Source organism: Aquimonas sp. (assembly GCF_044377145.1).
Classification (GTDB): Bacteria; Pseudomonadota; Gammaproteobacteria; order Xanthomonadales; family Xanthomonadaceae; genus Aquimonas.
The window spans coordinates 61,836-87,629 of sequence record NZ_JBILJQ010000011.1; the positions used below are offsets into that span (position 1 = coordinate 61,836).

Sequence of the window (25,794 nt, forward strand, 5' to 3'; positions counted from 1 at the left end):
TCCAAGCGGCACCCCCGATCCGTCTTGACCTTCCCCAGCACAAAGCTGGTGCTGACCCCGGCCACGGCTGCTGAGGCCCGCACGGATTGGGGCTGAAGGCGGCAAAAGTCTGAGGGGCGCAGGTCAACTTCCCGGCGATGCCTGACGCCCGCATCGGACGAATGCCCAAAGCCCGAGTTCCGCACCTTGTCAGCTTCAGAATCGTCGATGGTAAGTCGAGCCGCGTTCGTTGGACGTCCAGCAAGGCTATCCCCTGAGCGGCAAAAGCAGATTCAAAGTTGGAATGCCATTGAACCTGTCAAGTGCACTCCGCATAGTCCCTGCTCATATTTTTCTTTGAACGAGTGCTTGATGAGCATGCAATCTGTTGTTTCTGCAGCCGTGCGGTCGGCCGCACCTGCCTCGTCTCATGCGCTTCGTGTCTGGGTCGCCGTATGTGTCGCTGTACTGGGGATCGCGCTTTCTCAAGGCTGGGCGGGTGCCGTCAGCCAGCAAGGCTCAGGGCACTCTCAATCCCTACTTCCCAACACCGCCGGACAGACCGTTGGAATTTTCCGTAGCGGCTTCGAGCCGGAAGAAAACGGCTGCGCATCCGGGCCAGATGGCGATGACGACGGCCTGCTGGATCCCTTCTGCATCCAGCAGTTCACGCCGCCGGACCCCGCTGCGGTAGCGCCGCCCATCAACCCCACCGTTGTCACTGATTTCATTGATGCCAACGAGTTCATCGGTCTCGGCCCGACGCCGATCCAGGTCGGCCTGCAGCCAGATGTGATCGAGCGATACCGCGCAGCTATCACGCGCGGGCGCGTGCTGGATGAGGCGGGCAATCCGCTGTCGCAAGTGCTGGTGCGTGTGCTGGAGCACCCCGAGTACGGCTACACCTATTCCCGCGCGGACGGTTACTACGACCTGCTGGTCAACGGCGGCGGCGATGTCGTGCTTGACTTCCAGAAGCCTGATCGTCTGCGCGCTCAGCGCACCGTCCGTACCCCCTGGCGCGATTGGGCCTTGGTGGATGACGTGCGACTGCTGCGCCCTGACGGTCTGATGACCGCGGTCATCCTCGGCCCCGGCGCACCCGCGCAGTTCGCCGCCGGCAGCGCAGTCACCGACGAAGACGGCACCCGCCAGGCCAAAGTGTTCTTCCCGGCCGGAACATCGGCCACGATGACCCTGCCCAACGGCCAGCAGCAAGCGCTGCCCGTCATGCACTTCCGCGCTACCGAGTACACGGTGGGTGATGCTGGGCCAGAGCGCATACCCGGACAACTGCCGGCCAGCTCGGCCTACACCTATGCGGTAGAGCTGTCCGCCGATCAGGCGCTCGCAGCCGGTGCAACGCGCGTGGACTTCAACCAGCCGGTTGGCCTCTACGTGGACAACTTCATCGACTTCCCGGTCGGCGAGATCGTGCCGGCCGGCTGGTACGACTTCCGCGCAGGCAACTGGGTGGCGTCTGACAACGGCCGCGTGATCAAGCTGCTCGGGGCTGCGCAGGGGCTGGCGCAAATCGACATCGACGGCAGCGGGGCACCTGCGGACGCCGCTGCCCTGCTCGAACTCGGCATCACCGCCGAAGAGCGCGCCCACCTCGCCCAGAGCTACGCCATAGGCGCCGAGCTCTGGCGCACTCCGCTCGAGCACTTGACGCCTTGGGATTGCAATTGGCCGGTCGTGCCTCCGCTTGATGTCGAGGAGCCTACCGATCCCGACTTCGATGACGATCCGAACAGCGGCGGCGAAGACGACGATCCCCACGACAGGATCGATGACCCGGACAATCCGGACGAGGCTGAAGAGGACGACACCACCGAAGACCCCAACTGTGGGGAGGAGCAGGAATCGGGCAGCATCATTTACTGCCAGAGCCAGTCTTTGGGCCTTCGGGTGCCGGTGGCCGGCACCGGGCAAAGCCTCAGCTATCGGAGCGACCGCACTGAAGCAGGTACGCTGCAGTCGCGTTTCGCCTTGCGACTGACGGGCCGCAGCCTTCCGGCCAGTCTTCAGCGTGCGACGGTGGACCTCGACATTCTCGGCCGCCGCTACACGCGCGCGGCCGCCACGGCGGCGCTTCCCGACGGTCGTAGAATGTTCGTGGAACGCCGTTTGGCTTTCGATCTGAACCTGGCCGATGCCTACGAGCGCTCGGGCTGGCAGGGGAACTTGGCCTATCAGTTCCGCATGAACTATCACTACGCGCCGTATTACGTGGGCGCGGCCAACTTCGAGCGCGCGTTCGCGCGCTTCTCTGCGCTGCCGTTTGCCGGCAACGTTGAACTCTCCGGCCGCGGTTCATCCGTTGTGGTCAGCAAGGTCTGGAAGCCGGCCTCGCTGCCGATGGCCTTGAGCACGCAGTGGAACGCGAAAGGCTTGGGTTTTGGCGGCTGGATGCTGAGTGAGATCCGCGCGTTCGATCCGGCCTCACTGACCCTGTTCAACGGTGATGGCAGCCAGCGCCGCATCAATCCGGCCAATCCCGCGCTGGAAGGCGGCGTTCTGGAACGCGGCCCCGTCATTGCGCACTTGGAGCGTGCGGCCCGACAGCCGACGCCGGCAGGAAACTTGTTGTTCCTGTTCGAGACCGAAGAAGCCGATGCGCTGCTCTGGCAGCGCCTGGTCGAGCGCATGCCCAACGGCGAGGAGCGCCTGTTCGCGCGCTCCTGTGTGGGCCCCAACACCGATGCACGCCCCGCGGGCAGCGGCCCCATCGTATGCCCGGAAGGTACCCAGCTGTGGACACGCGCCCGCCAGCATGCGGTGGATGCGCGGGGTCGTGTCGTCCTGCAGGGTGAGGAAGGCCTGCACCGGGTTTCTGCGAGCGGGCGCGTGGAGACCTTGGCGCGCCAGGACGATGCGCAGGGCCTTCCCTGCGGGGGAATGAACATATCCGCCATTGCGATCCAGGGCGACCAGGTGTTCCTGGCATGCAGCGGGGAGATTCATCTGGTTGATGCGGCGGGGCAGGCAATGGTGGCGGGCGGCGGAAGCGACAGCGGCGAAGATGTACCTGCTCTGCAGGCGAACCTTGGTTCGATCAGTGCAATGGCCGCCGAGCCCAACGGCAATCTGGTCGTTGCGGCGGGCAACCGGTTGCGCCGCATCACCGCTCAGGGGCGCGTCCGAACCATCGCCGGCAATGGAAGTTCCGGCGACACCTTGGAAGGCGGGCTCGCCGCCGAACAGCCCATCGGCTCGGTGACGGCCATCGCGGTCTCGTCCGAAGGGCTGATTCAATACGCGGAGTTCGTGGGCGCGCGCATGCGAGTTCGGGAAATTGACCGCGAGGCTCGCGTGTTCACGCGGGTCGGCGGTGGCATAGCTGAGTGGCAGGCAGACGAGCCGGATCGAACCTTGGCGCGACAACTGCGGTTTGGAGCCGCGGTCGTACCGATTCCCCTTCCAGATGGGGGCGTGCGGCTGCTCGACTACGGCTCAAACCGCATCCTCACTTATGGCAGTACTTACGCCGATCGCGCCTCGCAAACCCTGCATCTGGTGCCCGAGGCGGATGGATCGGCAGTGCTTGAGTTCGATGCCCGCGGCCGCCACGAGCGCACCCTGCACCCGCAGACCGGCGCCACCCTGCGACGCTACCACTATGGTCCGGATGGTCTGCTGGCGACGATCGAAGATGGCCACGGCAAGCGCACCGAAATCACCCGCACGCCCAGCGCCATCCGCATCACCAGTCCCTTCGGTGTGCAGTCGAACTACCCAGTGGGTTCCGATGGCTACCTCGCGGGCGCCGATCTTCCCGCCGGACAGAGCTGGCAATTCGTTAGCGGCGTGCGCGGTCTGTATGGCTCTACGCGCACCCCGAACGGGCACTGGAAATCCTACGATTGGAGCCCACTGCGCCGCGGCCGCCTGCAGGGCAATGTCGACGCAATCGGTCAGGCCTGGCTGCAGGATCCCTATGTCGTAGACCGACGTCTGGCCAAGGTGGGCGTACGCATTTCGCCCGAGGGGCGTCGCAGCCACTCCAGTCGGCAATACAACCGCTGGAACGGCGCGAGCGAGTATCGAAGTCGCCGAGATGGGACCTCCAGCTACTCCAATCAAGCTCCCGACGGGCGCTTCTTCCGCAGCAATAACAGCGGTGATTGGGTTCGCGGGGAATCCGGCTATGACCCGCAGTTGCTGTGGTCGAGCTTCGCCAAGCGCGTACAGACACCCGGTGCGTTGGTCACCACCCGCCGCAGCGCAACCCCAGTCGGCAACGGCGCCCTGGGCAGCGTCGACCGCACCGAAACGGTGAGCGTCGATGGCCGCATCAGCACCCGCAGCTATGACAGCACAAAGCGCCTGTGGACCGTGCGCTCGCCGGAGGGCCGCGAGACCCGCACCTGGATCAATCCGCAGGGACAGCCGATTCGTCGCAGCGTCAGCGGGCTCGCCGACATCGAGTATCGATACGACCCGCAGGGACGCCTGGAATTCGTGCATGTCGGCAGCGGCGCAGCTCGCCGCAGCACGCGCATGCATTACGACAGCCGCGGGTTCCTGGAATGGGCGGAGGATCCGCTGCAGCGTCGCGTCAACTACGAGCGCGACGGTTTGGGGCGGCCCGAGCGCATCCGCCTGCCCGACAATCGGCACATCGACCTCGGCTGGGACGCCAACTCCAATCTCAAGCGCGTGGTGCCACCTGGTCGCAGCGCCCATGAGTTCGACTACACGCCTGCAGACCGCCTTTCGGACTATCGCCCACCCGCGGCCGACGCTGGCGGCTGGAGCACCAGCTATCCGCGCGACCGCGATCAAGCCCTTGGCGGCGTCCTGCGCCCGGACGGCCGCAATTTGAACATCGAGCGGCAGCCGGGCTCGACCGCGATCCGCGCCATCAACTGGTCGGGTGGGCGTAGGGAGATGGATATGCGGGGCGGACGCGCAAACGCCGTCCGTGACGGCAATGGCCAGCACCTGGAGTTCGATTGGGGCGGACAGGAAATGCTGCAGGCCCAGACCTGGACCGGCCCTGAAGTGGCAGGTCGGGTCAGCTACAGCTACGGCTCGGCCCGTCGCCTTACTGGCGTCTCGATCCAGAACGGCGCCAGCGTCACCTACGGCTACGACCTCGACAGCCTGCTGACCTCAGCCACCGTCAGCGGCACCCGACTGGACCTGGTCCGCAATGCCGACAACGGCCTGCTGGAAGGCACCGGCGTGGGCGATCTTACCGACGTGTGGGCGCACAACGAGTTCGCCGAGACCACCGCCTACAGCGCAAGCTACGGCGGAGACACGGTGTTCCAGGCCAGCTACGGCCGCGACCGCCTAGGCCGCATCGACACGCGTAGCGAAAACGCGGGCGGCGTCAGCTTCGCCGACACCTACGCCTACGCCCTATCCGGTCGCCTCGACACCGTGCACCGCGGCGGCGCCCTGGCCAGCGACTACGGCTTTGACGACAACGGCAACCGCACTACACACCGCATCGGCCCAGCCTCACCGCTGCGCGGCCAAGGCTGGCCCTGCCTGGGCGCGCTGCCAGCGGGCGCCGATGTCACCGTCAGCGGTAGCTATGACGCCCAGGATCGCATGAGCGCCTATGGCACCTGCACCTACGAGTACACCCGCAACGGCGAACTCACCCGCCGCGTCGACAGCGCGACCAACAGCACGACCGAGTACGACTACGACGAGTTCGGAAACCTGCGCCGCGTGGTGCTGCCCGACACCCGCGTGATTACCTACCACATCGACGGCCTGAACCGACGCGTCGGCAAGACCATCAACGGCGTGCGCCAGTGGGGCCTGCTGTATGCCAACAAGCTGGAGCCGGTGGCCGAGTTGGATGGTGCCGGCAACGTAGTAGCCAGCTTCATTTACGCCGACCGCCCGCACGTGCCTAGCCTGATGCTCAAGGGCGGTCAGACCTACCGAATCGTCTCTGACCACCTCGGCAGCGTGCGCCTGGTGGTGCACCTTGCCACCGGCGCGATCGCGCAGCGGATGAGTTACGACGAGTACGGCAACGTGGTCGAGGACACGAATCCCGGATTCCAGCCGTTTGGGTATGCGGGGGGCATCTACGACCGCGATACGGGCTTGGTGCGGTTTGGGGCGCGGGATTACGATGCGGTGGCGGGTATGTGGACGGCGAAGGATCCGATTGGATTTCGGGGTGGTCTGCTTAACCTTTATTCCTATGTCGGTGTCGAGCCTATCAACCGGTTAGACGTCAATGGTCTTCAGGTCTCAGTCAACTACCATAGCCGAGGTACGCACGCTGACGGCTACGAATACTTGATCGGCGAGTCGTACCGAGGCAATCATGGAGAGCTTTCCGTGAGCGGGCACATGGCACATGACGGAACGATCACTGACAGGTCCTGGGAGTCTTTCGACAATGAATGGCCGAAGAGGGTAACTCCCGAAAAACTTTCGGAAACACTAAAAAAACACAGGGATTACGCCCCGGGCAAACCCATAAGGCTCTTTGTCTGCGATGCTGGAAAAGGTGAGGATTCTTTTGCAGAGCGCCTGAAGGAGGCTTTAGGGGGAGGTAACCCGATAATCGCATCGGAGTTTCGAGCTCTCCTGAGAAGCGATGGAACTGGGGATGCCTATAACGATTTAAACGGGAATCTTCAAATGGATGCGGGTGAGCCGAGTGGGCTTTGGAGGGAGTTCTAGTGAAAGGAAAACTACTTTCGTTGCTCTTGCTCTTGCTCTTGCTCATGCAGTCGGCAGCTAGCGCCTCACAAGACTGCATGAGGCCATCATGTTCAACGGATCAAATGGAAGCTAACAAGAACGTATGCTGTTTGTCCTACCCCTGCTTGCTCGACAGCGAAGTCAGAAAGGAATGGGAGCAACGCGCTTTCCGGGGCGAGTACGGATATTCGGAAATCTTGCTCTTCCACAATACTGAATATGGGAATGAGGAATCGGCGCTTCCCTGGATGAGGCTCGCTGCGGTACAGGGTTATCCTCATGGTCAATTCATGTACGGGAAATACCTCGCTAAGTCATCTCCAGATGATGAAATAGTGGTGGCAGAAGCAATTGCATGGATGGAAATGGCGGCGCGTGCGCCGAGTAGAACGTTTTCGGAGGAGTTGGCTGAATTCTATCTTGAAGTCGGCAATCAGAATGCCGGCATTTACTGGATGGAGGCTTCTGCACGCTTCGGCAATGAGGACGCAAAGAGAAGGCTTGTTGCGCTCCTCTTGGAGGCGGGAGACGCGCAACTTGCATGCCTATGGAGTCTTTCCGACGTTAAGCGTGCCCCAGAGGAGCTTGCATCGGCCGCCAAAGAAGATCCCGCCTGTAGCAAAAGTGGCTGGCTTGAGCACATGGGTGAGCTGGGCGTAGGAATCTCCAAACTCAAATCCGAGCTTGAGATCTCAATCGAGAGATACCATCGTGGTGTCGAGGAATCCTGTGCTGCACGGAAGCGTGAATGGCCGAATAAAGAGGTAAATGACTTGCCCGTCGATTCAGTCTCGGGAGATGTGAATTGCGGAGGCAGCTCTCGTATTGCAACGTCCGGCAGCGCAATAAAACCGTGACGTTGCCGCGGGCAGCAGCTTCGCCGACACCTACGGCTACGCGCTGTCCGGCTGCCTCGACACCGTGCATCGCGGCGGCGCTCTGGCCAGCGACTACGGCTTTGACGACAACGGCAACCGCACTACACACCGCATCGGCCCAGCCTCACCGCTCCGTGATCGGAGCTGGCCTTGCCTTGGCGCGCTGCCAGCGGGCGCCGATGTCACCGTCAGCGGTACCTATGACGCCCAGGACCGCATGAGCAGCTACGGCAGTTGCACCTACGAGTACACCCGCAACGGCGAACTCACCCGCCGCGTAGACAGCGCGACCAGCAGCACGACCGAGTACGACTACGACGAATTCGGCAACCTGCGTCGCGTGGTGCTGCCCGACACCCGAGTCATCACCTACCACATCGATGGCATGAACCGCCGCGTCGGCAAGAGCATCGACGGCGTGCGCCAGTGGGGCCTGCTGTATGCCAACCAGCTCGAACCGGTGGCCGAACTGAATGCCTCCGGCGCCGTGGTAGCAAGCTTCATCTACGCCGACCGCCCGCACGTGCCGAGCCTGATGCTCAAGGGCGGCCAGACCTACCGAATCCTCGCCGACCACCTCGGCAGCGTGCGCCTGGTGGTGCACCTTGCCACCGGCGCGATCGCGCAGCGGATGAGCTATGACGAGTACGGCAACGTAGTCGAAGACACGAATCCCGGATTCCAGCCGTTTGGGTATGCGGGGGGCATCTACGACCGCGATACGGGCTTGGTGCGGTTTGGGGCGCGGGATTACGATGCGGTGACGGGTAGGTGGACGGCGAAGGATCCGATTCGCTTTCTTGCTGGCGTCCACTCGTTCTACTCGTACGTCGGATCAAATCCGCTAAACCTAATTGATCCAACAGGATTGGTGGATATAAATTTGGTGAGTCCATGGGAGTCGGCGCATAAAGGGTTGGGCGTCATTCAGAGCCCTAGCGGCGTTCTGACAGTCGGAGTTCACTACGATGGAATTTCGTTCTTCGAAGGAAATCAGAGGATTAGCTTGGAGCGTTTGGGTGAATTGATCCGCAGCCATCCCCGATATAATGAGGTGTCATGGGTAAAGCTATACTCCTGTAATGTTGGGCGAGACACAGATGGTTCCGGACCAGCAGCGGAGAAGCTTGCAGAACTCATCGATAGAGGTGTGCAAGGCCCCGGCTCTTACACCGGAATCGGGGAGACGCAAGGGTTCCTAGGGCTATTCTCAAAGGAAAATGGGACATTGGTTCCCAATCCTGATGGGCAATGGATCAATTTCAAGCCGTCGAGTTGGGAATGAGTATCTATCTTCTGTCTGTTGTCATCGGCATCGGTCTGCTTAGTGGGCCGCCACCGCCCCCAGCCGAAGAGCCCCCACCAATAATCATGGATCGGGTGGAGACTATCGATACAGGCTGGATTATCAGATCGGAAGATCTGGATGCGTACACGGAGCGCGCGATGAAAGGAGATCCGGAGTCTGCCCTGAGGATAGCATTGCACTTTTCCACCCAGTTTGTCGGGGATCGAGATGCTTCAAGCTATTGGATGTTAATCGCGGCAGAGAATGGTCATCCGATTGCCCAGTACAACGTTTGGTATGAGTATAACCGTTCTGATTCCGCTCAACTGAAGCTGCGATCCATGTATTGGCTTCGCCGGTCGGCAGAGTCTGGAAATAGACTGGCGCAAGAGCAGTTGCGAGCGCTTGAGCAGATTGAGAGCAGATCCAACCGCCCCGACTGAGTTGAATTGGTAGGATGATGCGCAACCTTGAATTCGCTCATTATTTCAGCAGCGCTCTCGCGCCAACGCACCGAATTCTGCCAGGATCGGAGTGGCAACTCGCGGTAGTCGAGCTGGCGGATGATCGCGGAATCACCTATCACATCGACGGCCTGAACCGCCGCGCCGGCAAGAGCATCGACGGCGTGCGCCAGTGGGGCATGCTGTATGTCAATCAGCTTGAGCCCGTGGCAGAACTGGATGTTCCCGGCAACCTCGTGGCCAGCTTTCTCTACGCCGACCGCCCACACGTGCCGAGCCTAATGCTCAAGGGGGGAAGATTCTTTCGCAGATGCTCTCCATCGTGAGCTCGGTGGTGACAATCCTGTCGAGGGGACGCCCGGGCTTGCAACCATGGCCAACGGAGTAGGGGATGCATACCAAGATCTGAACGGAAACATGAAGGTTGATCCAGGAGAGCCAAATAACTACTGGAGGCGGATTGAATGAAGGCCTTGCTTCTTTCGGCTGTTTGGATCTTTTGTGAGCCTAGTCTTCCACAATGTCCAGTGGAAGAGGGCAGAACTGAGCTATGCTGCGCCAAGCTGTATCCTTGCTTGGAGAGCGCTGAGCCAATGAGGGAGTTTGCTGCGGCTGCTGAATCGGGTTCGGCAAAGCATGCCTATGCCTTAGCGTTGCATTTCCTCATTGACCGTTCTGATGATGTCGCAGCGAAAAAGTGGATTGAGCTTGCAGCAAGTCAGAATTTTCACACTGCGAAGATCGATCTGGCGTTGCTGCGTCTTAAAGTCGATCTCGCGGAGCCATCGCGCTCTGAGTCGCTTGAGTCCCAGATTGAAGATCTTGAGATTCAGATAGCAGGGAATCCATTTCTGGAGACTAGACTGGGCTGGATTCTCTTGGGGTCAGAGAGCCATGAGACGCTCGCGCTGCGAGCGCTTGCAAACGCTGCTTCTCACGGAAGCACCGCCGCGCTGGAGACCATCTTGACGCAGGCATTCTCGGACGCGCCGGCCGCAACTCTGGCACTTTGGTGTGCGGTAGCCGACCGAACAGGCGTGCTCGGCGCGTCCGCCGTGTTCCGGAACTGTCACGCGAGCGATCTCGACAATACTGAGGAATTTCTTCGCAACGTTGACGATCAATCAATGCTCTTTATTGGCAATCTTGGAAAGATCGAAAAAAAGGTCCAAGAGTGCCGTGGCGAGACTATTGGCATGTCTTCATCGGCGGATTGAAAAAACACTGAACACCGGTGAAGGCAGCAAATGAGGTTGATGTAGGTGTCGGATCTCGGACGATCAGCGAGTCGCGGGTGCTCGGCGCCGTTTCCAAATCGGCGGAGTCGAGAGGCGCCGTGCACGTGAGAGCCAATGTGTTGGCTCACGGATAACCCCGACGCCCCAATCCCCACTCAAAGCGGCAACCCCCGATCCGCCTTGACTGTCCGCAGCACAAAACTGGTGTTGACGTCGGCCACGGCTGCTGAGGCCAGCAAGGTGTCGAGCAGGAAGGTCGAGAAGTGGGCGAGGTCGGCGACTGCGACCTGCAGCAGGTAGTCCATGTCACCTGAAAGCGCGTGGCAGGCAACCACCTCGTTCCAGGTCTGCACGTCCTCGCCGAAGCGGCGCACGGCTTCGGCATCGTGGTGGCGCAGCTGCAGGCGCACGAAGGCGGACAGCCCAAGCCCCAGCGCTTGCGGTGCGAGCAGGGCGCGGTAGCCTGCGATCACGCCGGCCGACTCCAGGCGTTGAACCCGACGCAGGCAGGCCGAGGCGGATAGATTCACTCGCTCGGCCAGCTCAGTGTTGGATATCCGCCCTTCAGCCTGCAGGATCTCAAGCAGGCGCAGATCGATGCGGTCGAGCCTGGTGGAATCCATATTGATGCGAAACCCTGCAAGAAGACGCTCAAATGTTGCGCCTGGCCGCCGAGAAGGCGCAACAACACAAACCTATTGCGCGCGTGCGCGACTAGCCTAGGCGAACTTCAAGAGCCCGCCAGCAGGTGGGCCACAGCCAGGGAGAACCGACATGAACACGCCGCAGCGCGTCGAGCACGCGATGACCGACAAGGGCTATGTGCCGCTGTATGCCACCGGCATCGTCGAGCAGCCCTGGGAGTCCTACACCCCGGAGGACCACGAAACCTGGAGCATCCTCTACCGCCGTCAGCGCGACTTGCTGAAGGATCGAGCCTGCCGCGAGTTTCTGGTGGCACAGGATGCGATGGGCATGGGCGAGGCGCTGATCCCGCGCTTCGATGTGCTCATCGAGGTTTTGCAGAAGGCGACCGGCTGGACCCTGATCGGTGTCGAGGGCCTGCTGCCGGAGCTCGATTTCTTCGAGCATCTGGCCAACCGCCGGTTTCCGGTGACCTGGTGGATCCGTCGACCTGAGCAAATCGACTACATCGCCGAGCCCGATCTGTTCCACGACCTGTTCGGCCACGTGCCGCTGCTGATGAACCCGGTGTTCGCCGACTACATGGCCGCCTATGGCCGCGGCGGGGTCAAGGCGCATGCGGTCGGGCCGGACGCCCTGGTCAATCTGACCCGGCTGTACTGGTACACGGTGGAGTTCGGTTTGATCCGTGAGCCCGAGGGCCTGCGCATCTACGGTGCCGGAATCGTCAGCTCTGCGGGTGAATCCAAGTACTGCCTGGAGAGTGCGGCGCCGAACCGGATCGGCTTTGATCTGAAGCGGATCATGCGCACCCGCTACCGCATCGACAGCTATCAGAAGACCTATTTCGTCATCGACGATTTCGCCCAGCTGTTCGATGCCACCCGGCCGGACTTCCGCCCCTACTACTCCGAGCTCGCCCCGCTGGAGTCGTTCCCGGCCGGCAGCGTGCAGGCTGCGGACCGCGTGTTCAACCGCGGCACGGGGGAGGGTTGGCTGAGTGGCGGCGACGTGTGAGTGCCTGGCGTAGTCGCATCTGCAGCTGATAGCTGGGCGGCGCGCCTCTGACACCCGGCAACGCCCGGAACTGCAAGCCACAAACAAACGGCCCCGCGCGAATCGATTCGCGCGGGGCCGTTTGTTTGAGCGCTGAACTGAGTTGGATCAGCGCTTCATGAAGTTGAAGAACTCTTCGTTGGTCTTGGTGTTCTTCATCTTGTCGAGCAGGAACTCGATCGCGGCGAGCTCATCCATCGGATGCAGCAGCTTGCGCAGGATCCAGATCTTCTGCAGGAAGTCGGCATCGATCAGCAGCTCCTCACGACGCGTGCCGGAGCGGTTGATGTTGACCGCCGGATAGACGCGCTTCTCGGCGATGCGGCGATCCATATGGACCTCCATATTGCCGGTGCCCTTGAACTCCTCGTAGATCACCTCGTCCATCTTCGAGCCGGTTTCGACCAGCGCGGTGGCGATGATGGTCAGCGAACCGCCTTCCTCGACGTTGCGGGCGGCGCCGAAGAAGCGCTTCGGCCGCTGCAGGGCGTTGGCGTCGACACCGCCGGTCAGCACCTTGCCTGAGCTCGGCACCACGGTGTTGTAGGCACGCGCCAGACGGGTGATCGAGTCGAGCAGGATCACCACGTCCTTTTTGTGTTCGACCAGGCGCTTGGCGCGTTCGATCACCATTTCGGCGACCTGCACGTGGCGGGCGGCGGGCTCGTCAAACGTCGAGCTGACCACTTCACCGCGCACGGTGCGGCTCATCTCGGTGACTTCTTCCGGGCGCTCGTCGATCAGCAGCACGATCAGATGCACATCCGGGTGGTTGTAGCTGATTGCGGATGCGATGTTCTGCAGCAGCATGGTCTTGCCGGCTTTCGGCGGCGACACGATCAGGCCGCGCTGACCTTTGCCGATCGGGCTCATCAGATCCATGATCCGACCGGTGATGTCCTCGGTCGAGCCGTTGCCGCGCTCCAGCACGAAGCGCTGGCGCGGGAACAGCGGGGTGAGGTTCTCGAACAGGTTCTTGTTCTTCGAGGCTTCCGGCGGCTCACCGTTGATGGTGTCGACCTTGGCCAGCGCGAAGTAGCGCTCGCCATCCTTCGGCGAACGGATGCGGCCGGTCATGTAGTCGCCGGTGCGCAGGTTGAAGCGGCGGATCTGGCTGGGCGAGATGTAGACGTCGTCAGGGCCGGCCAGGTAGCTGGCTTCGGCGCCGCGCAGGAAGCCGAAGCCGTCCGGCAGGATTTCCAGCACGCCTTCGCCGGCGACACCTTCGCCGTAGCGGGTCAGCACCTTCAGGATCGCGAAGGTCACGTCCTGCTTGCGCATACGCGACACGCCGTCGGTGATGCGCAGGGTGTCGGCCAGCTCCAGCAGCTGATCGGCGCGCATGCGCTTCAGCTCGGTCAGGCTGTAGCTCGGCAGGTTGGCCGGCGGCTGGTAATGATGCTGGGCGGGCGGTGGTGCTTCGTCGTTTTCGCTATCGCCACTCGTCTGTGCACCGCCCGCAGCGCGCTCGCGGTTGCGGCGCTCGCGGCGGCGCTCACGGAACTCGCGGCGGCTTTCGCGGCGTTCGCGCCGCGCCTGTTCGGCGGCCTCGTCTGCCAGCGGAGCGTCGCCCTCGGCGCCGTCACCGCCCTCGCCATCATCGGCCTCGCCATCACCATCTGCGTCAGCCGGTGCACGAGGCGCCGGAGCTGGCGCTGAGACAGCGGCGGCAGCAGGTGCCGCATGAACGGGTGTCTTCGCCACAGCGGCCGCGGGGGCGGGCGCAGCAGCGACCGGTGCCACAGCGACCGCTGCCACCGATGCGGGCTCCGCGGGCGTTGTCACGGTTGCAGCGGGCGCCGGTGTCGGTGTCGGTGCCGTCGCAGTGACCGGCGTTGCGGCTGGCGCGGGAAGCCCGGTCGGCAAGGGTAGTTGGGTCGGCGCGCTCTCGGCCGGCTGCGCTTTCGGCGCTCGCGGTGCGCGTGGCGCCCGTGGCGTCGGCGCGGTGGGCGGCGTCGGAGTGGCTTCGGTGGACGAGTCGGCGCGCGTCAGCGCGGCATCGCCGTTAGGGGTTTCGTGTTCGGACAAGGGATACCTCGCGCACTGCGAGCGGATGGATTCGTGAGAATCGGGAGGGGACCAGCGGAGGGGTGCCGCAGAAGTTGGCGGGCGTGATCGCACCGCGAATGCGCCAGACGTTACACCGGCTTGGCGCTGCCGGCAAGGCCCGCGCCGCACGCGGTTCAGTCGCAGCAGGACGCGGCAATTGTCTGGGTTTGACGATGATCAATCCGGTCGTGGCGGACCGGGTGCAGGCTGACGCCTCAATCATCTATCGCACCGAGGTCACCGATGGACGCGTGGCGCGCACTGTTCACCACCGATGCCGGCCTGCTCAGCCTGGGCGGCATCTTCTTCATGCTGGGAATGGCCGGCTTTCTGTTCTGGAAGTTCAAGAAGCTGGCGGATGCGTCTTCGCCCGACGACAAGTAGGGCGAAGCTTCAGACATTGGGCCCGGTCTGGCGTTCGCCCCGACCGGGCCCGAGACGGCGTCTCAGATTGCCTTCTCGACGAACTGGGTCAGCTGCGAGCGGTTGACCGCGCCGACCTGGGTTGCTGCGACCTTGCCATCCTTGAACAGCATCAGGGTGGGGATGCCGCGTACGGCGAACTGCCGCGGAGTGCCGGGGTTGTGGTCGATGTTGATCTTGACCACCTTGAGCCGCCCGGCGAACTCGGTCGCGACCTGGTCGACGATCGGGCCAATGGCCTTGCAGGGGCCGCACCACTCGGCCCAGAAGTCGACCAGTACCGGCTCGCCTGACTTCAGCACTTCGCTGTCGAAATCGGCGTCGCCGACATTCTTGATGAGTTCGCTCACGATGGGATGGCTCCGTTGTTGTGGCCGGTCGATGCGCCGGCGCTGTGCACACTGCGGCTGATTGGGGTCGAGTCGGGTCGGCGGGGCAGGGTCAACACGTGCCGCTGCGGCCGCTTTCGCTTGGGCTACACTTGGGGCCGATGCCCGCCACCCACAAGCCGCCCGCCCTACACTGGTCCAGCCTTCGCCTTTCGCGCGGCTGTGACGGGCGCCATATCAAGCCTTTGCCGACGCCCCAGCCGGGCCACGGACGGACCTGCCCGGCGCGCGGCAGTGTGCGGTCGTCGGAAGGGCCACGCAAGCGTCCGCCCCTGTGCGGACAGCCGGAAAACTCATGAGTGATAAACCGCTGACCGATATCGCCTTCTCCAGCCTGGATCTGAATCCGGTGCTGCTGGAAGGCCTGACCCAAGCCGGGTTCACCCGCTGCACGCCGATCCAGGCGCTGACCCTGCCGATTGCACTGACCGGGCGCGATGTCGCCGGGCAGGCGCAGACCGGCACCGGCAAGACCATCGCCTTCCTGGTCGCCGTGGTGAACCGGCTGCTGAGCCGGCCGGCGATCGCCAACCGCGGCGAAACCGATCCGCGTGCGCTGATCCTGGCGCCGACCCGCGAACTGGCGATCCAGATCCAGAAGGACGCCCAGAAGATCGCCTCCGAAACCGGGCTGCGCTTCGCCCTGATCTACGGCGGCGTCGACTACGACAAGCAGCGCGAAATGCTGCGGCAGGGCTGCGATGTGATCATCGCCACCCCGGGCCGGTTGATCGATTACCTGAAGCAGCGCGTGTTCTCGCTGTCCGCCTGCGAGGCGGTGGTGATGGATGAGGCCGACCGCATGTTCGACCTCGGCTTCATCAAGGACATCCGATTCCTGCTGCGGCGCATGCCGCCGGCCGGCGAGCGTCAGAGCCTGCTGTTCTCGGCCACCTTGAGCCATCGCGTGCTTGAGCTGGCCTACGAGCACATGAACGAGCCCGAGAAGCTGACGGTCGAAACCGAGTTTGTCACCGCTTCACGGGTGCGCCAGATCGTCTACTTCCCCGCGGCCGAAGAGAAGCTGCCCCTGCTGCTGAATCTGCTGTCGCGCACCGATGCGCGCCGCAGCATGATCTTCGTCAACATGAAGGTCGCCGCGGAGAAGGTCGCGCGGCGGCTGGAGCGCCAGGGTCACAAGGTGGCGATGCTGTCCGGCGATGTGCCGCAGAAAAAGCGTCAGAGCCTGCTGGCGAAGTTCCAGCGCGGCGAGATCCACCTGCTGGTGGCCACCGATGTCGCCGCTCGGGGCCTGCATATCGACGCGGTCAGCCATGTCTACAACTACGATCTGCCGAACGACTGCGAGGACTACGTGCATCGCATCGGCCGCACCGCGCGGCTCGGTGCCGAGGGTGATGCGATCAGCTTCGCCTGCGACATGTACGCGATGAGCCTGCCGGAGATCGAGGCCTACATCGAGCAGAAGATTCCGGTGGGGCAGATCACGCCGGACCTGCTGGCGGCGGTCGCGCCGATGGCACGTGAACCGCGCCCCGAAGGACAGAGCGACGACGACGACACCTCGGTCGACGCGTCGCTGCGTCAGGCGGCCGCCGAAGTCGCTGCCAACCCGGCGCGGGCCAAGCGCCGCCGCAGCCGTCCGGCGCGCTGATCCGGCGATGGCTGTGACGCTGGATCCGCGCAGGCTGCAGGGCGCCACCGGTGCTCGGCTGCTGAGCTTTGCCGTCGCACTGCTGGTCGTGCTGGCGCTGCTGCGGCTGGGGTTCCTGCTGCTGGCCGGGCCGGCGGTGCCGATACAGCCATCCGGGTTCGTGCCATTGACCGACAGCGCGGCCGCGCCCAGCGATGCCGGCGTCGCCCGCTGGCATCTGTTCGGCGAGTCCGGCACCGCGCTCGACCTGATGGCGCTGGCTCAGAGCGCGCCCGAAACCAGCCTGAAGCTCATCCTGCGCGGCACCTTGAATCTGGAGGGCCACGAGGACGGCATCGCCATCATCAGCGACGAGGCCGGCGAGCATCGACGCTACAAGGTTGGCGATGAGCTGCCGGGCGGTGCGCGGCTTGAGGCGATCAGCGCCGGCCGCGTGCTGCTGTCGCGCAATGGCGTGACCGAGGGCCTCAGCCTGCCCCGCGATGCGCAGGCGCAGGCCGCCGGCGCGGGTCCGGCAGCGGCCGCGCCGGGCGCAGGTGCCGGTTCGTCCTCGACTCGCGCGCCCAGTGCAGCGCCGCCGGTGATGCCCTTCATCAATCCGGTAATCGCGTCCGGCGCGCCAAGCATGGAGAGCATTCGCGAGGCCACCGGCATTGATGCCGCCGCGCTGGCGAGCCAGGTACAGGTGTTTCCGGTGCTGGAGAACGGCCGCTTCGCCGGCGTACGGCTGGCGGTCGGCCGCGACAGCGAGCTGTTCAGCCGCACCGGTCTCAAGCCCACCGACGTCATCACGGCGGTCAACGGCATTCCCCTCGATGGCCCGCAGCGGCAGTCCGAGCTGATGAGCTCGCTGCGTGATGCGCGCAGCCTGCGCCTCACCGTGCGCCGCGACGGCGCCGAACAGCAGATCGGCGTGGACCTGAAGTAGTTCGCTGTGGAAACATCGCGGGTCGCCGATGGCGGCCCATCCAGACTCGTCATTCAACCGGAACGCCCATGCGTACGCTCCCGATCTCTGCTGCGATTTCGATGGCACTGCTGGTGTGGTTTGCGCCACATGCCCAGGCCCAGGTGACGGTACCCGTCGAGAACATACCCGGCGTGACGGTGCAGCAGGTGCAGGTGCCGGTCGCAAGCCCGACCACGCCGGCCAACGGCAGCGGGCGGCATACGCTGAATCTCAAAGCGGCCGACATCAATGTGCTGATCCAGACCGTCAGCGAAATCACCGGGCGCAGCTTCATCGTCGATCAGAGCGTGACCGGTGCGGTCACCGTGATCTCGACCCAGCCGATGACGGCCGATGAGATCTACGAGGTGTTCCTGTCAGTGCTGCGCGTGCACGGCTATTCGGCGGTGTCGACCGGACGCATGACCAAGATCGTGCCGGACGTCAACTCGGCCCAGCAGGGTAGCCTCGGCGCAGCCGAAGGCGGCGGCGATGCGGTGGTGACCCGGATCATCGATCTCAAACACATCTCGGCGGCCGAGATGACCGCCCTGCTGCGACCCTTGATGCCGCAGCAGGCGCATCTGGCTGCGCACGGTGCCAGCAACAGCCTGCTGGTGGCCGACCGCGCCGCCAATGTCGAACGCATCAGCGCGATCATCCGCCGCATCGATGTCGCCTCCGATGCCGAAGTCGAAGTGATTCCGCTGCGTCATGCCAGCGCATCCGAGGTGGCGCGTACCCTGATGGCGCTGGAATCCGGCGCCGCCACGGCTGCCGCGGGTGCCGCCACGTCCAAGGTCTTGGCCGACGCGCGCACCAACTCGCTGCTGTTGTCGGGTGACCGCGCCCAGCGCTTGCGCGCGCGCAGCCTGATCGTGCATCTGGATACGCCGCTGGACGGCGGCGAAAGCACCCAGGTGGTGTACCTGCGCAACGCCAATGCCGAGGATCTGGTGCCGATTCTGGACGGCATCGCCTCTACCCTGACCGGCGATTTGCCGCCGGCCGAGGGCCAGCCCGCCGGCGCCAAGACCGCGACCATCCAGGCCCACGCCGAAACCAATGCGCTGATCATCAGCGCCGCGCCTTCGGTGTACCGCGAACTGGCTGCAGTGATCCGTCAGCTCGATGTGCGTCGCGCGCAGGTGCAGGTCGAGGCGATCATTGCCGAGATCAGCGATGAGCTGGCCTCCGAGCTCGGCGTGCAGTGGCAGAGCACCGACCTGGACGCCAACGGCCGCGGCGTGATCGGCGGCACCAACTTCCCCGGCAGCACCGGCACTGGCGGCATCGCCTCGGGCCTGACCAATCCGCTCAGCGTGATCGGTGGCAATGGTCTGAATGTGGGCTACCTGCGTGGCTCGGTCACCCTGCCGATCGGCCCCAACGGTGCCGATGTCACGGTGTTCCAGCTCGGCGCGCTGGTGAAGGCCCTGCGCGGTGATGGCCGCGCCAATGTGCTGTCCAGCCCCTCGATCGTCACCCTAGATCACCAGGAGGCGCAGATCAAGGTGGTGCAGGAAGTGCCCTTCCTGACCGGGCAGTACACCAATACTTCGACCACCGGCGGCAGCAATCAGCCGACCAACCCGTTCCAGACTATCGACCGCCAGGATGTCGGTGTGATCCTCACGGTGACCCCGCATGTCAATGAGGGCGACGCGGTGCGGTTGGAGCTGAAGCAGGAAGTCTCCGCACTGTCTCCGCAGGCCTCGGGTGCGGTCGATCTGATCACCAACAAGCGCGAACTCTCGACCACGGTGCTGGTGCCGGATGGCGGCCTGCTGGTGCTGGGCGGCCTGACCTCGGACGAGGCCACCGAGAACGTGCAGGGCGTGCCCGGGTTGTCGCGGATTCCGCTACTGGGACACTTGTTCAAATCGCGCGGCGCCAAGCGCAACAAGCGCACCCTGATGGTGTTCCTGCGTCCGACCATCCTGCGCGATGCGGCGACCGAGGCCGCGGTGTCCAGCGAGAAGTACAACTACATCCGCACCGAGCAGCTGCAGATCCGCGAGCGTGCCGGCAGCCGCATCGGTGGCGAGAACCAGCCGCTGCTGCCCGAGCTGCCCGCCGACATGTTCCAGAACCCGCCGCCGGTTGAGGGCGAGGGCCGGCCGCAGCCGTGAGCACGCCCGCACGGCCCGGTTTTGGCTTTGCCCGTCGTCACGGCGCCACCGTGCTGGCGCTGGCGGACGACCACGCCGAGGTCGCCTACCGGCCGGGCGTGCTGCCCGAGGTCATCGCCGAGCTGCGCCGGCATGTGGGCCGGCCACTGAAACTCAGCCCGCAGACGGCCGAGGGTTTCGAGCAGCTGCTGCGGCGTCTGTATGAGGGCGGTGCCGACGACGCGCGCGCGATGGCTGCCGACTTCGATGAACGCATGGACTTGAATCAGCTCGCGGACGCATTGCCCGAGCCGCAGGATTTGCTGGAGAGCGAGGACGAGGCGCCGATCATCCGCCTGATCAATGCCCTGCTGACCGAGGCGGTGAAAGAGAACGCCTCCGACATCCACCTGGAGCCGTTCGAACACAGTCTGCTGGTGCGCTTCCGCGTCGACGGCGTGCTGCGCGAAGTGCTGCGCCCGCAGAAGGCGGTGGCCCAGCCGGTGGTCAGCCGCATCAAGGTGATGGCCAAGCTCGACATCGCCGAGAAGCGTCTGCCGCAGGACGGCCGCATCAGCCTGCGGATTGCCGGGCGCCCGGTGGATGTTCGCGTATCGACCATTCCGGCCGGCTTCGGCGAGCGCGTGGTGCTGCGATTGCTCGACAAGCAGGCCGGGCGGCTGGACCTGGCCGAGCTCGGCATGGCCGCGCCGACCCTGGCCCACATCGATCGGCTGATCCATCGCCCGCACGGCATCCTGCTGGTGACCGGTCCGACCGGCTCGGGCAAGACCACCACACTGTACGCGGCGCTCTCAAGGCTCAACGACAGCACCCGCAACATTCTCACGGTCGAAGACCCGATTGAGTACTACCTCGATGGCGTCGGCCAGACCCAGGTCAATGCCAAGGTCGAAATGACCTTCGCCCGCGGCCTGCGCGCGATCCTGCGTCAGGATCCGGACGTGGTGATGGTCGGCGAAATCCGCGACTTGGAAACCGCCGAAATCGCGGTGCAGGCCTCGCTGACCGGTCATCTGGTGCTGTCGACCCTGCACACCAACTCCGCGGTCGGCGCACCGACCCGTCTGCGCGACATGGGCGTCGAGCCCTTCCTGCTCGCCTCGTCTCTGCTCGGCGTGGTCGCGCAGCGTCTGGTGCGCCGGCTCGACCCGGCCCAGAGCGAGTGGTACACGCCCACCCCGACCGATTTCGCCGCGTTTGGCCGCAGCCCGGACGCCGCCGTGCGGTTCGCGCGGCCGCGCTCGGATCTCGAAGGCCGCACCAGCGGATACCGCGGCCGTGGTGGCGTCTACGAAGTGGTGCTGGTCGATGAGGCTATGCGCGCACTGATCCACGCCGGCGCTTCCGAAGCCGAGATGACCCGCGAAGCGCGTCGCCACACCCCATCGATCCTCGACGACGGTTGGGACCGCGTGGTGGCGGGAATGACCTCCGCGGACGAGGTGCTGCGCGTCACCCGCGAAGACTAGCTCAGCAGGCTGCGCTCAGCGCGCGGCATACCTTGGCTGCGTTGGCGCTGCAAGATAGGTGCCCAGCAAGGCGCGATGGTCAGGTAGGTTGTGCAGCGCATGCTGGCTGACCTGACGCAACATCTCGAACTCGCGGCGCGCGGCGGCACGCTCCGGATATCGTCCGGCCTGACGCCTCAGATCGGTCTTGAATTCCATGCCGTATAGCACGAACTGCCAGCTTGCCGGCATGAACATCTCTAGGTCGGTGACGAAATCCAACCGATGCGGCGGGCGCAGCCGCCATTCGGCCAAGCGGTCCTGCAGGCTGCTCGGGACGCTGGTGGAATCGCTGTTGTCGACCCAGAAGCTGCTGTCTCGGCGCTGGCTGAGGCAGTAGTGCAGCTTGATGAAATCTATGATGCGCGCGTAGCGCTCGTTCATCATTCGGTTGAAGTGGCTGGCGGCGCGTGTCTGGTCGCCGCTGTCGGGCAGCAGATGGGTGAGCAGATAGGTGGCGATTTCGATCAGACCGATTCCGGTCGATTCCAGCGGCTCAAGAAAGCCGGCCGACAGCCCGATCGCGACACAGTTGTGTTTCCACTGCTGGCGGCGATAGCCGGTTTCAAAGCTCAGATGCCGTACTGGCAGGCGCTCGCCTTGGGGGCCGGCATGCGTTCGCAGTAGTTGTTCGGCCTGCTCGCTGCTGCTGTGCCGGCTGGAATACACATAGCCCAGTCCGCGGCGCGCCTGCAGGGCGATGTCCCAAGTCCAGCCGGCAGTGTGCGCAGTCGAGATCGTGTACGAGGGCAGTGGCGCGTCCGGGCGTGGATAGGGAATCTGCATGGCCACGGCGCGATCAACGAACAGCACATCGCGCAGCGGCTGCAGCGCTTCGCCCAGTGCTTCGCCGATCAGGCGCGCGCGCAAGCCGGTGCAGTCCACATAGAGATCCGCTTGCAGGCACAGCCCCTCTCGCGTGTGCAGCGCGTGGATACCACCTTGTTCGCCTAGCTCAACCCGCTCGATCTCGGCCAGGCGATGCTTCACGCCCAGCGCGCGGCCGGTCTCCGAAAGCAGAGCAGCGAAGCGGGCCGCGTCGAAGTGATAGGCGTAGTTCATCGGACCCTGGAAGTCGGCATCGCCGACGCGTTTGGGTCCGCGACCGGCATCGGCGATGCGCTTCTGCAGCGTGACTGCATCGGCGAGGCTATGCTCGGGTCCGGCATCACCCAGCAGCCAGTACGGCACCAGGTCCAGGCCGTCGACACGAGCGCTGGGCGAGTTGAACGGGTGGAAGTAGTGGTTGGCGCCGACCGCACCAGCGGGGCGCACCCAGTCGACGAAACGAATGCCTTGCTTGAAGGTAGCACCGGTCGCCTGGATGAAATGGGCTTCGCTGATACCGATCTGCGCCAAGGTCCCGCGGATCGACGGGAAGGTGCCCTCACCGACGCCGAGAATACCGATCTCCGGCGATTCGACCAGTTCGATCTCGATCGCATCCGCAGCGTTCGCGTTGAGTACCCGCGCGAGATAGCACGCACACAGCCATCCCGCTGTTCCACCACCCGCGATCACTACTCGTTTCAGCATGTCGTCCCCCGGCATGTGGCCCGACTGCGGTCGATTCTGCCCAGTCCACCGGTGAAAACTACACCTTGATGACTGCGCTGTCATGGCGCATTGCAGCACGAGAACCATAACGATGACTGCGCTGTCAACCTTTCGTTGACAGCGCTGCCATCGCTCGGCATTCTCCGCCGACAAAGTCTTCACAACGGTGGCCACGGGAACCCTCGGAGGTCGCCACAACCGGGGAGGGTGTTCCAATGTTTTTCAAGAAATCTTTGCTTTTCAATGCTATAGCTGCGGTTCTGGCGGCGTCGCCCGGGCTGGTTACTGCGCAGTCCGCGGCTACGCCGGGGCGCGGTGAAGAGGTCGCACTTGATGCTGTCGTGGTCACTGGCACCAAGCGCGAAACTCCGCTGCAGAAGACGCCGGTGGCGATCACGGCGATCAGCGCCGAGGCGCTGGACAAGGAGCGGGTGATGACAGTGCAGGACATCACCAATCTGGTGCCCGGCTTCTCCGCCACCACCCAGGGTGACCACGGTGTGATCACTCTGACCCTGCGCGGCATTGGCAATGACAGCGCCAAGACGGAATACGCTGATCCGGAAGTCGCGCTGTTCGTGGATGGCATCTACACCCCGCGTGCGGAAGGCGCTGCGGCTCTGCTGATGGGTCTCGAGGCGATCGAAGTACTGCGCGGCCCGCAGGGCACCCTGTGGGGACGCAACTCTACGGTGGGTGCGGTCAATATGCAGACCGCCAAGCCCGAGCTCGGCGACAGCTCCGGCAGCGCCCAGTTCGGGATCGGCAGCTATCAGCGGTTGGGCGGTCGTGGTGCCTTCAATCTGCCGATGTCCGACACATGGGCGCTGCGCGTTGCGTTTGCGCACGAGCAGCACGAAGGTTACGTCGACTATCAGAATCCCGGTGAGCTGCTGCCCTCGCTGGAGTCGCAGCGCGAGGCCTATCTGGCCTCGGGCGGAGAGCTGTCTGCGTTCCAACCGATCAACCCAAACCTGTTTGTGACGGGCGGCGACAAGTACAACGCACAGAACCAGACCGCGGTCCGCATCAGCAGTCTGTGGGCACCCAGCGATGCCTTGAACTGGAACCTCAACTACGAGTTCTTCCGCGACACCGGCACGCCGAACGCCAACCTGATGCAGGTGCCGCGTCCTGGTCAGGAGTTCTGGTCCGCCCTCATCGACACTGCGCCTTATGCCGACCGCGAATCGCACGCCCTCCGCAGTCGAGTCGACTGGCAGATCCATGATGGGCTCAGCTTCAGCTACATCGCTGGCTTCAGCCGCTTTGACGGCTCGATGGACTACGACCAGGATGGTGGTGTCCAGGTGCCGACCAGCTTCACCACCGGAGCCACCTACCAGCAGGACCGCACCAACTATGCCGTGTACGAGAACTCTAGCCATGAGTTCAACCTCAAGTCCGACGGCGACAACACCATCGACTGGATACTCGGGCTCTACTATGCGGCGGAGCAGAACAAGATCCGCTTCGATATCCCTATCTTCAACGGCACCCAGCAGGGCACTGTGGGTTGGCAAGACTCGTTCATCCAGCCCAAGCAGACGGTCGATTCGCGCGCTGTATTCGGCCAGGCCACCTGGAATGCTTCAGAGCGCTTCCGCCTGACCGGCGGCCTACGCTACACCGACGACTCGAAGGAGAACATCGGCGGTCGCGGTTGGGGTTGGCAGGGGTACGGCCGTCCTGAGATCCCGCAAGCGCCGATTGCGCCCGGCACGATTCCGAGCAATGCCAACGGCTTCGGCTTTGGGGTCGGTGGCATCAACGATGGCCAGTACGACCACAGCCAATTGACCTGGCTCGCACGGGCCGATTTTGATGTGGCGGCGAACTTCCTGTTCTATGCCAGCGTCTCCACCGGTTACAAGTCTGGCGGGCTGCAGGACGGTGGTGTGCCGTATCGGCATGAGGAGCTGACCAACTTCGAACTGGGCACCAAGAACAGCTTTGGGGGTGGCCGCATCGTCTGGAACAATGCCATCTACTTCATGGACTTCAAGGACTTCCAGCTGGCGGCGCCGATCAGCTTCACCGATGGGAGTCGTGGTCTGGGCTTCTCGAATGTTCAGGGAAGTACAAAGGTGGCCGGGTTCGAATCCGAGCTGAATGCGCGCCTGACGGATCGGGATCGCGTCCAAGTGGTGTTCTCGGCGATTCCGCGCAAGAAGCTCGGCACCCTGTTGTACGCCGGCTCCAACGACTATCAGGGCCTGCCGCCATGCCCGGCGGAATCCGGCATCGGCAACTGTCTGGATGTGTCGGGGAATGAGCTGGCGCACGCGCCGGATGCTGCATTGCATCTGGTCTACGAGCACGATTTCGTGTTCGGTAGCGGCGCGATGTTGACGCCGCGTATCAGTGCCCACTATGAGACAGCCTCCTGGTTGAGCCCGTTCAACCTGGGCGATGGCGATAGGCAGAAGAGCTACCACCGCACTGACTTCAGTCTGCGCTATCAGCCAGAAAGCCAGCAGTGGTACGCGGACTTCTATGTAGACAATCTGGAGGACAGCAAGGTCCGCACCAACGCCGGGCGCACGGCGATCGGTAGCGGCAATTTCGCCTACCTCTCGCAGTACCTTCCCCCACGTACGGTCGGAGTCAATTTTGGCGTGTGGTTCTGAGCCAGGCGTTTCCCTGGCGCCCGGATTCGCGTCGCGGATCCCACACGCGGTGCCTCTGGCCACGAAGGACTTGCCGACGTGTGCAGCCGGCGCGTTTTGTCCAGACCCGCGGCGCGCGCGCCGCGGGTCGTTTGGTGGCGCAGGCGGTATCGCTGCGCCGCCGCTTCACGCTCGTACTCTGTATGCGTCCGCCCGAGCCACCTACCGCTTCCCCACTCGCCGTGCTGAGCCTCAGTTGCAGATCGGCGCCCAGCCCTCGATCGGCAACAAGCTGTCGATGTCGCGGTTGCGCGTGGTCGGCAGTCGG

17 protein-coding genes are annotated in these 25,794 nt (G+C 63.9%); 13 read left to right on the forward strand and 4 right to left on the reverse strand.

The window, feature by feature from the left end:
- Positions 1–351 precede the first annotated feature (351 nt).
- The 6 genes from ACIQ7H_RS05590 to ACIQ7H_RS05615 all read left to right on the forward strand — a co-directional run bounded on the left by ACIQ7H_RS05590 (position 352) and on the right by ACIQ7H_RS05615 (position 10,510).
- A complete protein-coding gene (locus ACIQ7H_RS05590) occupies positions 352–6,642 on the forward strand; it encodes an RHS repeat-associated core domain-containing protein (protein ID WP_395789238.1) in 6,291 nt (2,096 codons plus the stop codon).
- Positions 6,643–6,746: 104 nt separating this feature from the next.
- Positions 6,747–7,520 (forward strand): hypothetical protein, encoded by a 774-nt coding sequence (locus tag ACIQ7H_RS05595; protein WP_395789240.1) that lies wholly within the window; start codon positions 6,747–6,749, stop codon positions 7,518–7,520.
- Between the two features lie 64 nt (positions 7,521–7,584).
- The gene (locus tag ACIQ7H_RS05600; RefSeq protein ID WP_395789242.1) at positions 7,585–8,826 is read left to right on the forward strand and encodes an RHS repeat domain-containing protein; all 1,242 of its coding nucleotides are present in this window, start codon (positions 7,585–7,587) and stop codon (positions 8,824–8,826) included.
- Positions 8,823–9,272, forward strand: coding sequence for a hypothetical protein (locus ACIQ7H_RS05605; protein ID WP_395789244.1), 450 nt, complete (start codon positions 8,823–8,825; stop codon positions 9,270–9,272). Before ACIQ7H_RS05600 ends, ACIQ7H_RS05605 begins: the two co-directional genes overlap by 4 nt.
- Positions 9,273–9,286: 14 nt before the next feature.
- Entirely contained in the window at positions 9,287–9,619 is a 333-nt protein-coding gene (locus ACIQ7H_RS05610) for a hypothetical protein (RefSeq protein WP_395789246.1), read from the forward strand.
- Between the two features lie 267 nt (positions 9,620–9,886).
- Entirely contained in the window at positions 9,887–10,510 is a 624-nt protein-coding gene (locus tag ACIQ7H_RS05615; RefSeq protein ID WP_395789248.1) for a hypothetical protein, read from the forward strand.
- A 176-nt stretch (positions 10,511–10,686) separates the two neighbouring features.
- Here ACIQ7H_RS05615 and ACIQ7H_RS05620 read toward each other — a convergent pair whose 3' ends face one another.
- Positions 10,687–11,154 (reverse strand): Lrp/AsnC family transcriptional regulator, encoded by a 468-nt coding sequence (locus ACIQ7H_RS05620; protein WP_395789250.1) that lies wholly within the window; start codon positions 11,152–11,154, stop codon positions 10,687–10,689.
- A gap of 151 nt (positions 11,155–11,305) precedes the next feature.
- Here ACIQ7H_RS05620 and phhA point away from each other — a divergent pair, with 151 nt between their 5' ends.
- Positions 11,306–12,193, forward strand: coding sequence for a phenylalanine 4-monooxygenase (gene phhA / locus ACIQ7H_RS05625; protein ID WP_395789251.1), 888 nt, complete (start codon positions 11,306–11,308; stop codon positions 12,191–12,193).
- Positions 12,194–12,340: 147 nt separating this feature from the next.
- On the opposite strand, the gene rho is transcribed toward phhA, so the two are convergent.
- On the reverse strand, positions 12,341–14,260 hold the full coding sequence (rho, locus tag ACIQ7H_RS05630; RefSeq protein ID WP_395789253.1) for a transcription termination factor Rho: 1,920 nt from the start codon (positions 14,258–14,260) through the stop codon (positions 12,341–12,343).
- 264 nt (positions 14,261–14,524) lie between these two features.
- Between rho and ACIQ7H_RS05635 the strand changes: the two genes are divergently transcribed.
- Positions 14,525–14,665, forward strand: a complete 141-nt coding sequence (locus ACIQ7H_RS05635; RefSeq protein WP_395789255.1) for a DUF3149 domain-containing protein — start codon at positions 14,525–14,527, stop codon at positions 14,663–14,665.
- A gap of 62 nt (positions 14,666–14,727) precedes the next feature.
- Here ACIQ7H_RS05635 and trxA read toward each other — a convergent pair whose 3' ends face one another.
- Complete coding sequence (gene trxA, locus ACIQ7H_RS05640; protein WP_395789257.1) at positions 14,728–15,054, reverse strand: thioredoxin TrxA; 327 nt, start codon at positions 15,052–15,054, stop codon at positions 14,728–14,730.
- A gap of 334 nt (positions 15,055–15,388) precedes the next feature.
- On the opposite strand from trxA, the gene rhlB reads away from it, so the two are divergent.
- From rhlB to gspE, 4 genes are all read left to right on the forward strand, one after another.
- On the forward strand, positions 15,389–16,708 hold the full coding sequence (rhlB, locus tag ACIQ7H_RS05645) for an ATP-dependent RNA helicase RhlB (RefSeq protein WP_395789259.1): 1,320 nt from the start codon (positions 15,389–15,391) through the stop codon (positions 16,706–16,708).
- Positions 16,709–16,715: 7 nt separating this feature from the next.
- Positions 16,716–17,636: a type II secretion system protein GspC gene (gene gspC, locus ACIQ7H_RS05650; protein ID WP_395789261.1), complete on the forward strand. Its 921-nt coding sequence runs from the start codon at positions 16,716–16,718 to the stop codon at positions 17,634–17,636.
- 68 nt (positions 17,637–17,704) lie between these two features.
- A complete protein-coding gene (gene gspD, locus ACIQ7H_RS05655; RefSeq protein WP_395789263.1) occupies positions 17,705–19,789 on the forward strand; it encodes a type II secretion system secretin GspD in 2,085 nt (694 codons plus the stop codon).
- Complete coding sequence (gene gspE, locus ACIQ7H_RS05660) at positions 19,786–21,261, forward strand: type II secretion system ATPase GspE (RefSeq protein ID WP_395789264.1); 1,476 nt, start codon at positions 19,786–19,788, stop codon at positions 21,259–21,261. The genes gspD and gspE overlap by 4 nt, the downstream gene beginning before the upstream one ends.
- 15 nt (positions 21,262–21,276) lie before the next feature.
- Here the strand turns inward: gspE and ACIQ7H_RS05665 are convergent, their stop codons facing one another.
- The gene (locus ACIQ7H_RS05665) at positions 21,277–22,836 is read right to left on the reverse strand and encodes a tryptophan halogenase family protein (RefSeq protein WP_395789266.1); all 1,560 of its coding nucleotides are present in this window, start codon (positions 22,834–22,836) and stop codon (positions 21,277–21,279) included.
- A gap of 362 nt (positions 22,837–23,198) precedes the next feature.
- On the opposite strand from ACIQ7H_RS05665, the gene ACIQ7H_RS05670 reads away from it, so the two are divergent.
- The gene (locus ACIQ7H_RS05670; RefSeq protein WP_395789268.1) at positions 23,199–25,487 is read left to right on the forward strand and encodes a TonB-dependent receptor; all 2,289 of its coding nucleotides are present in this window, start codon (positions 23,199–23,201) and stop codon (positions 25,485–25,487) included.
- Positions 25,488–25,794: the final 307 nt, after the last annotated feature.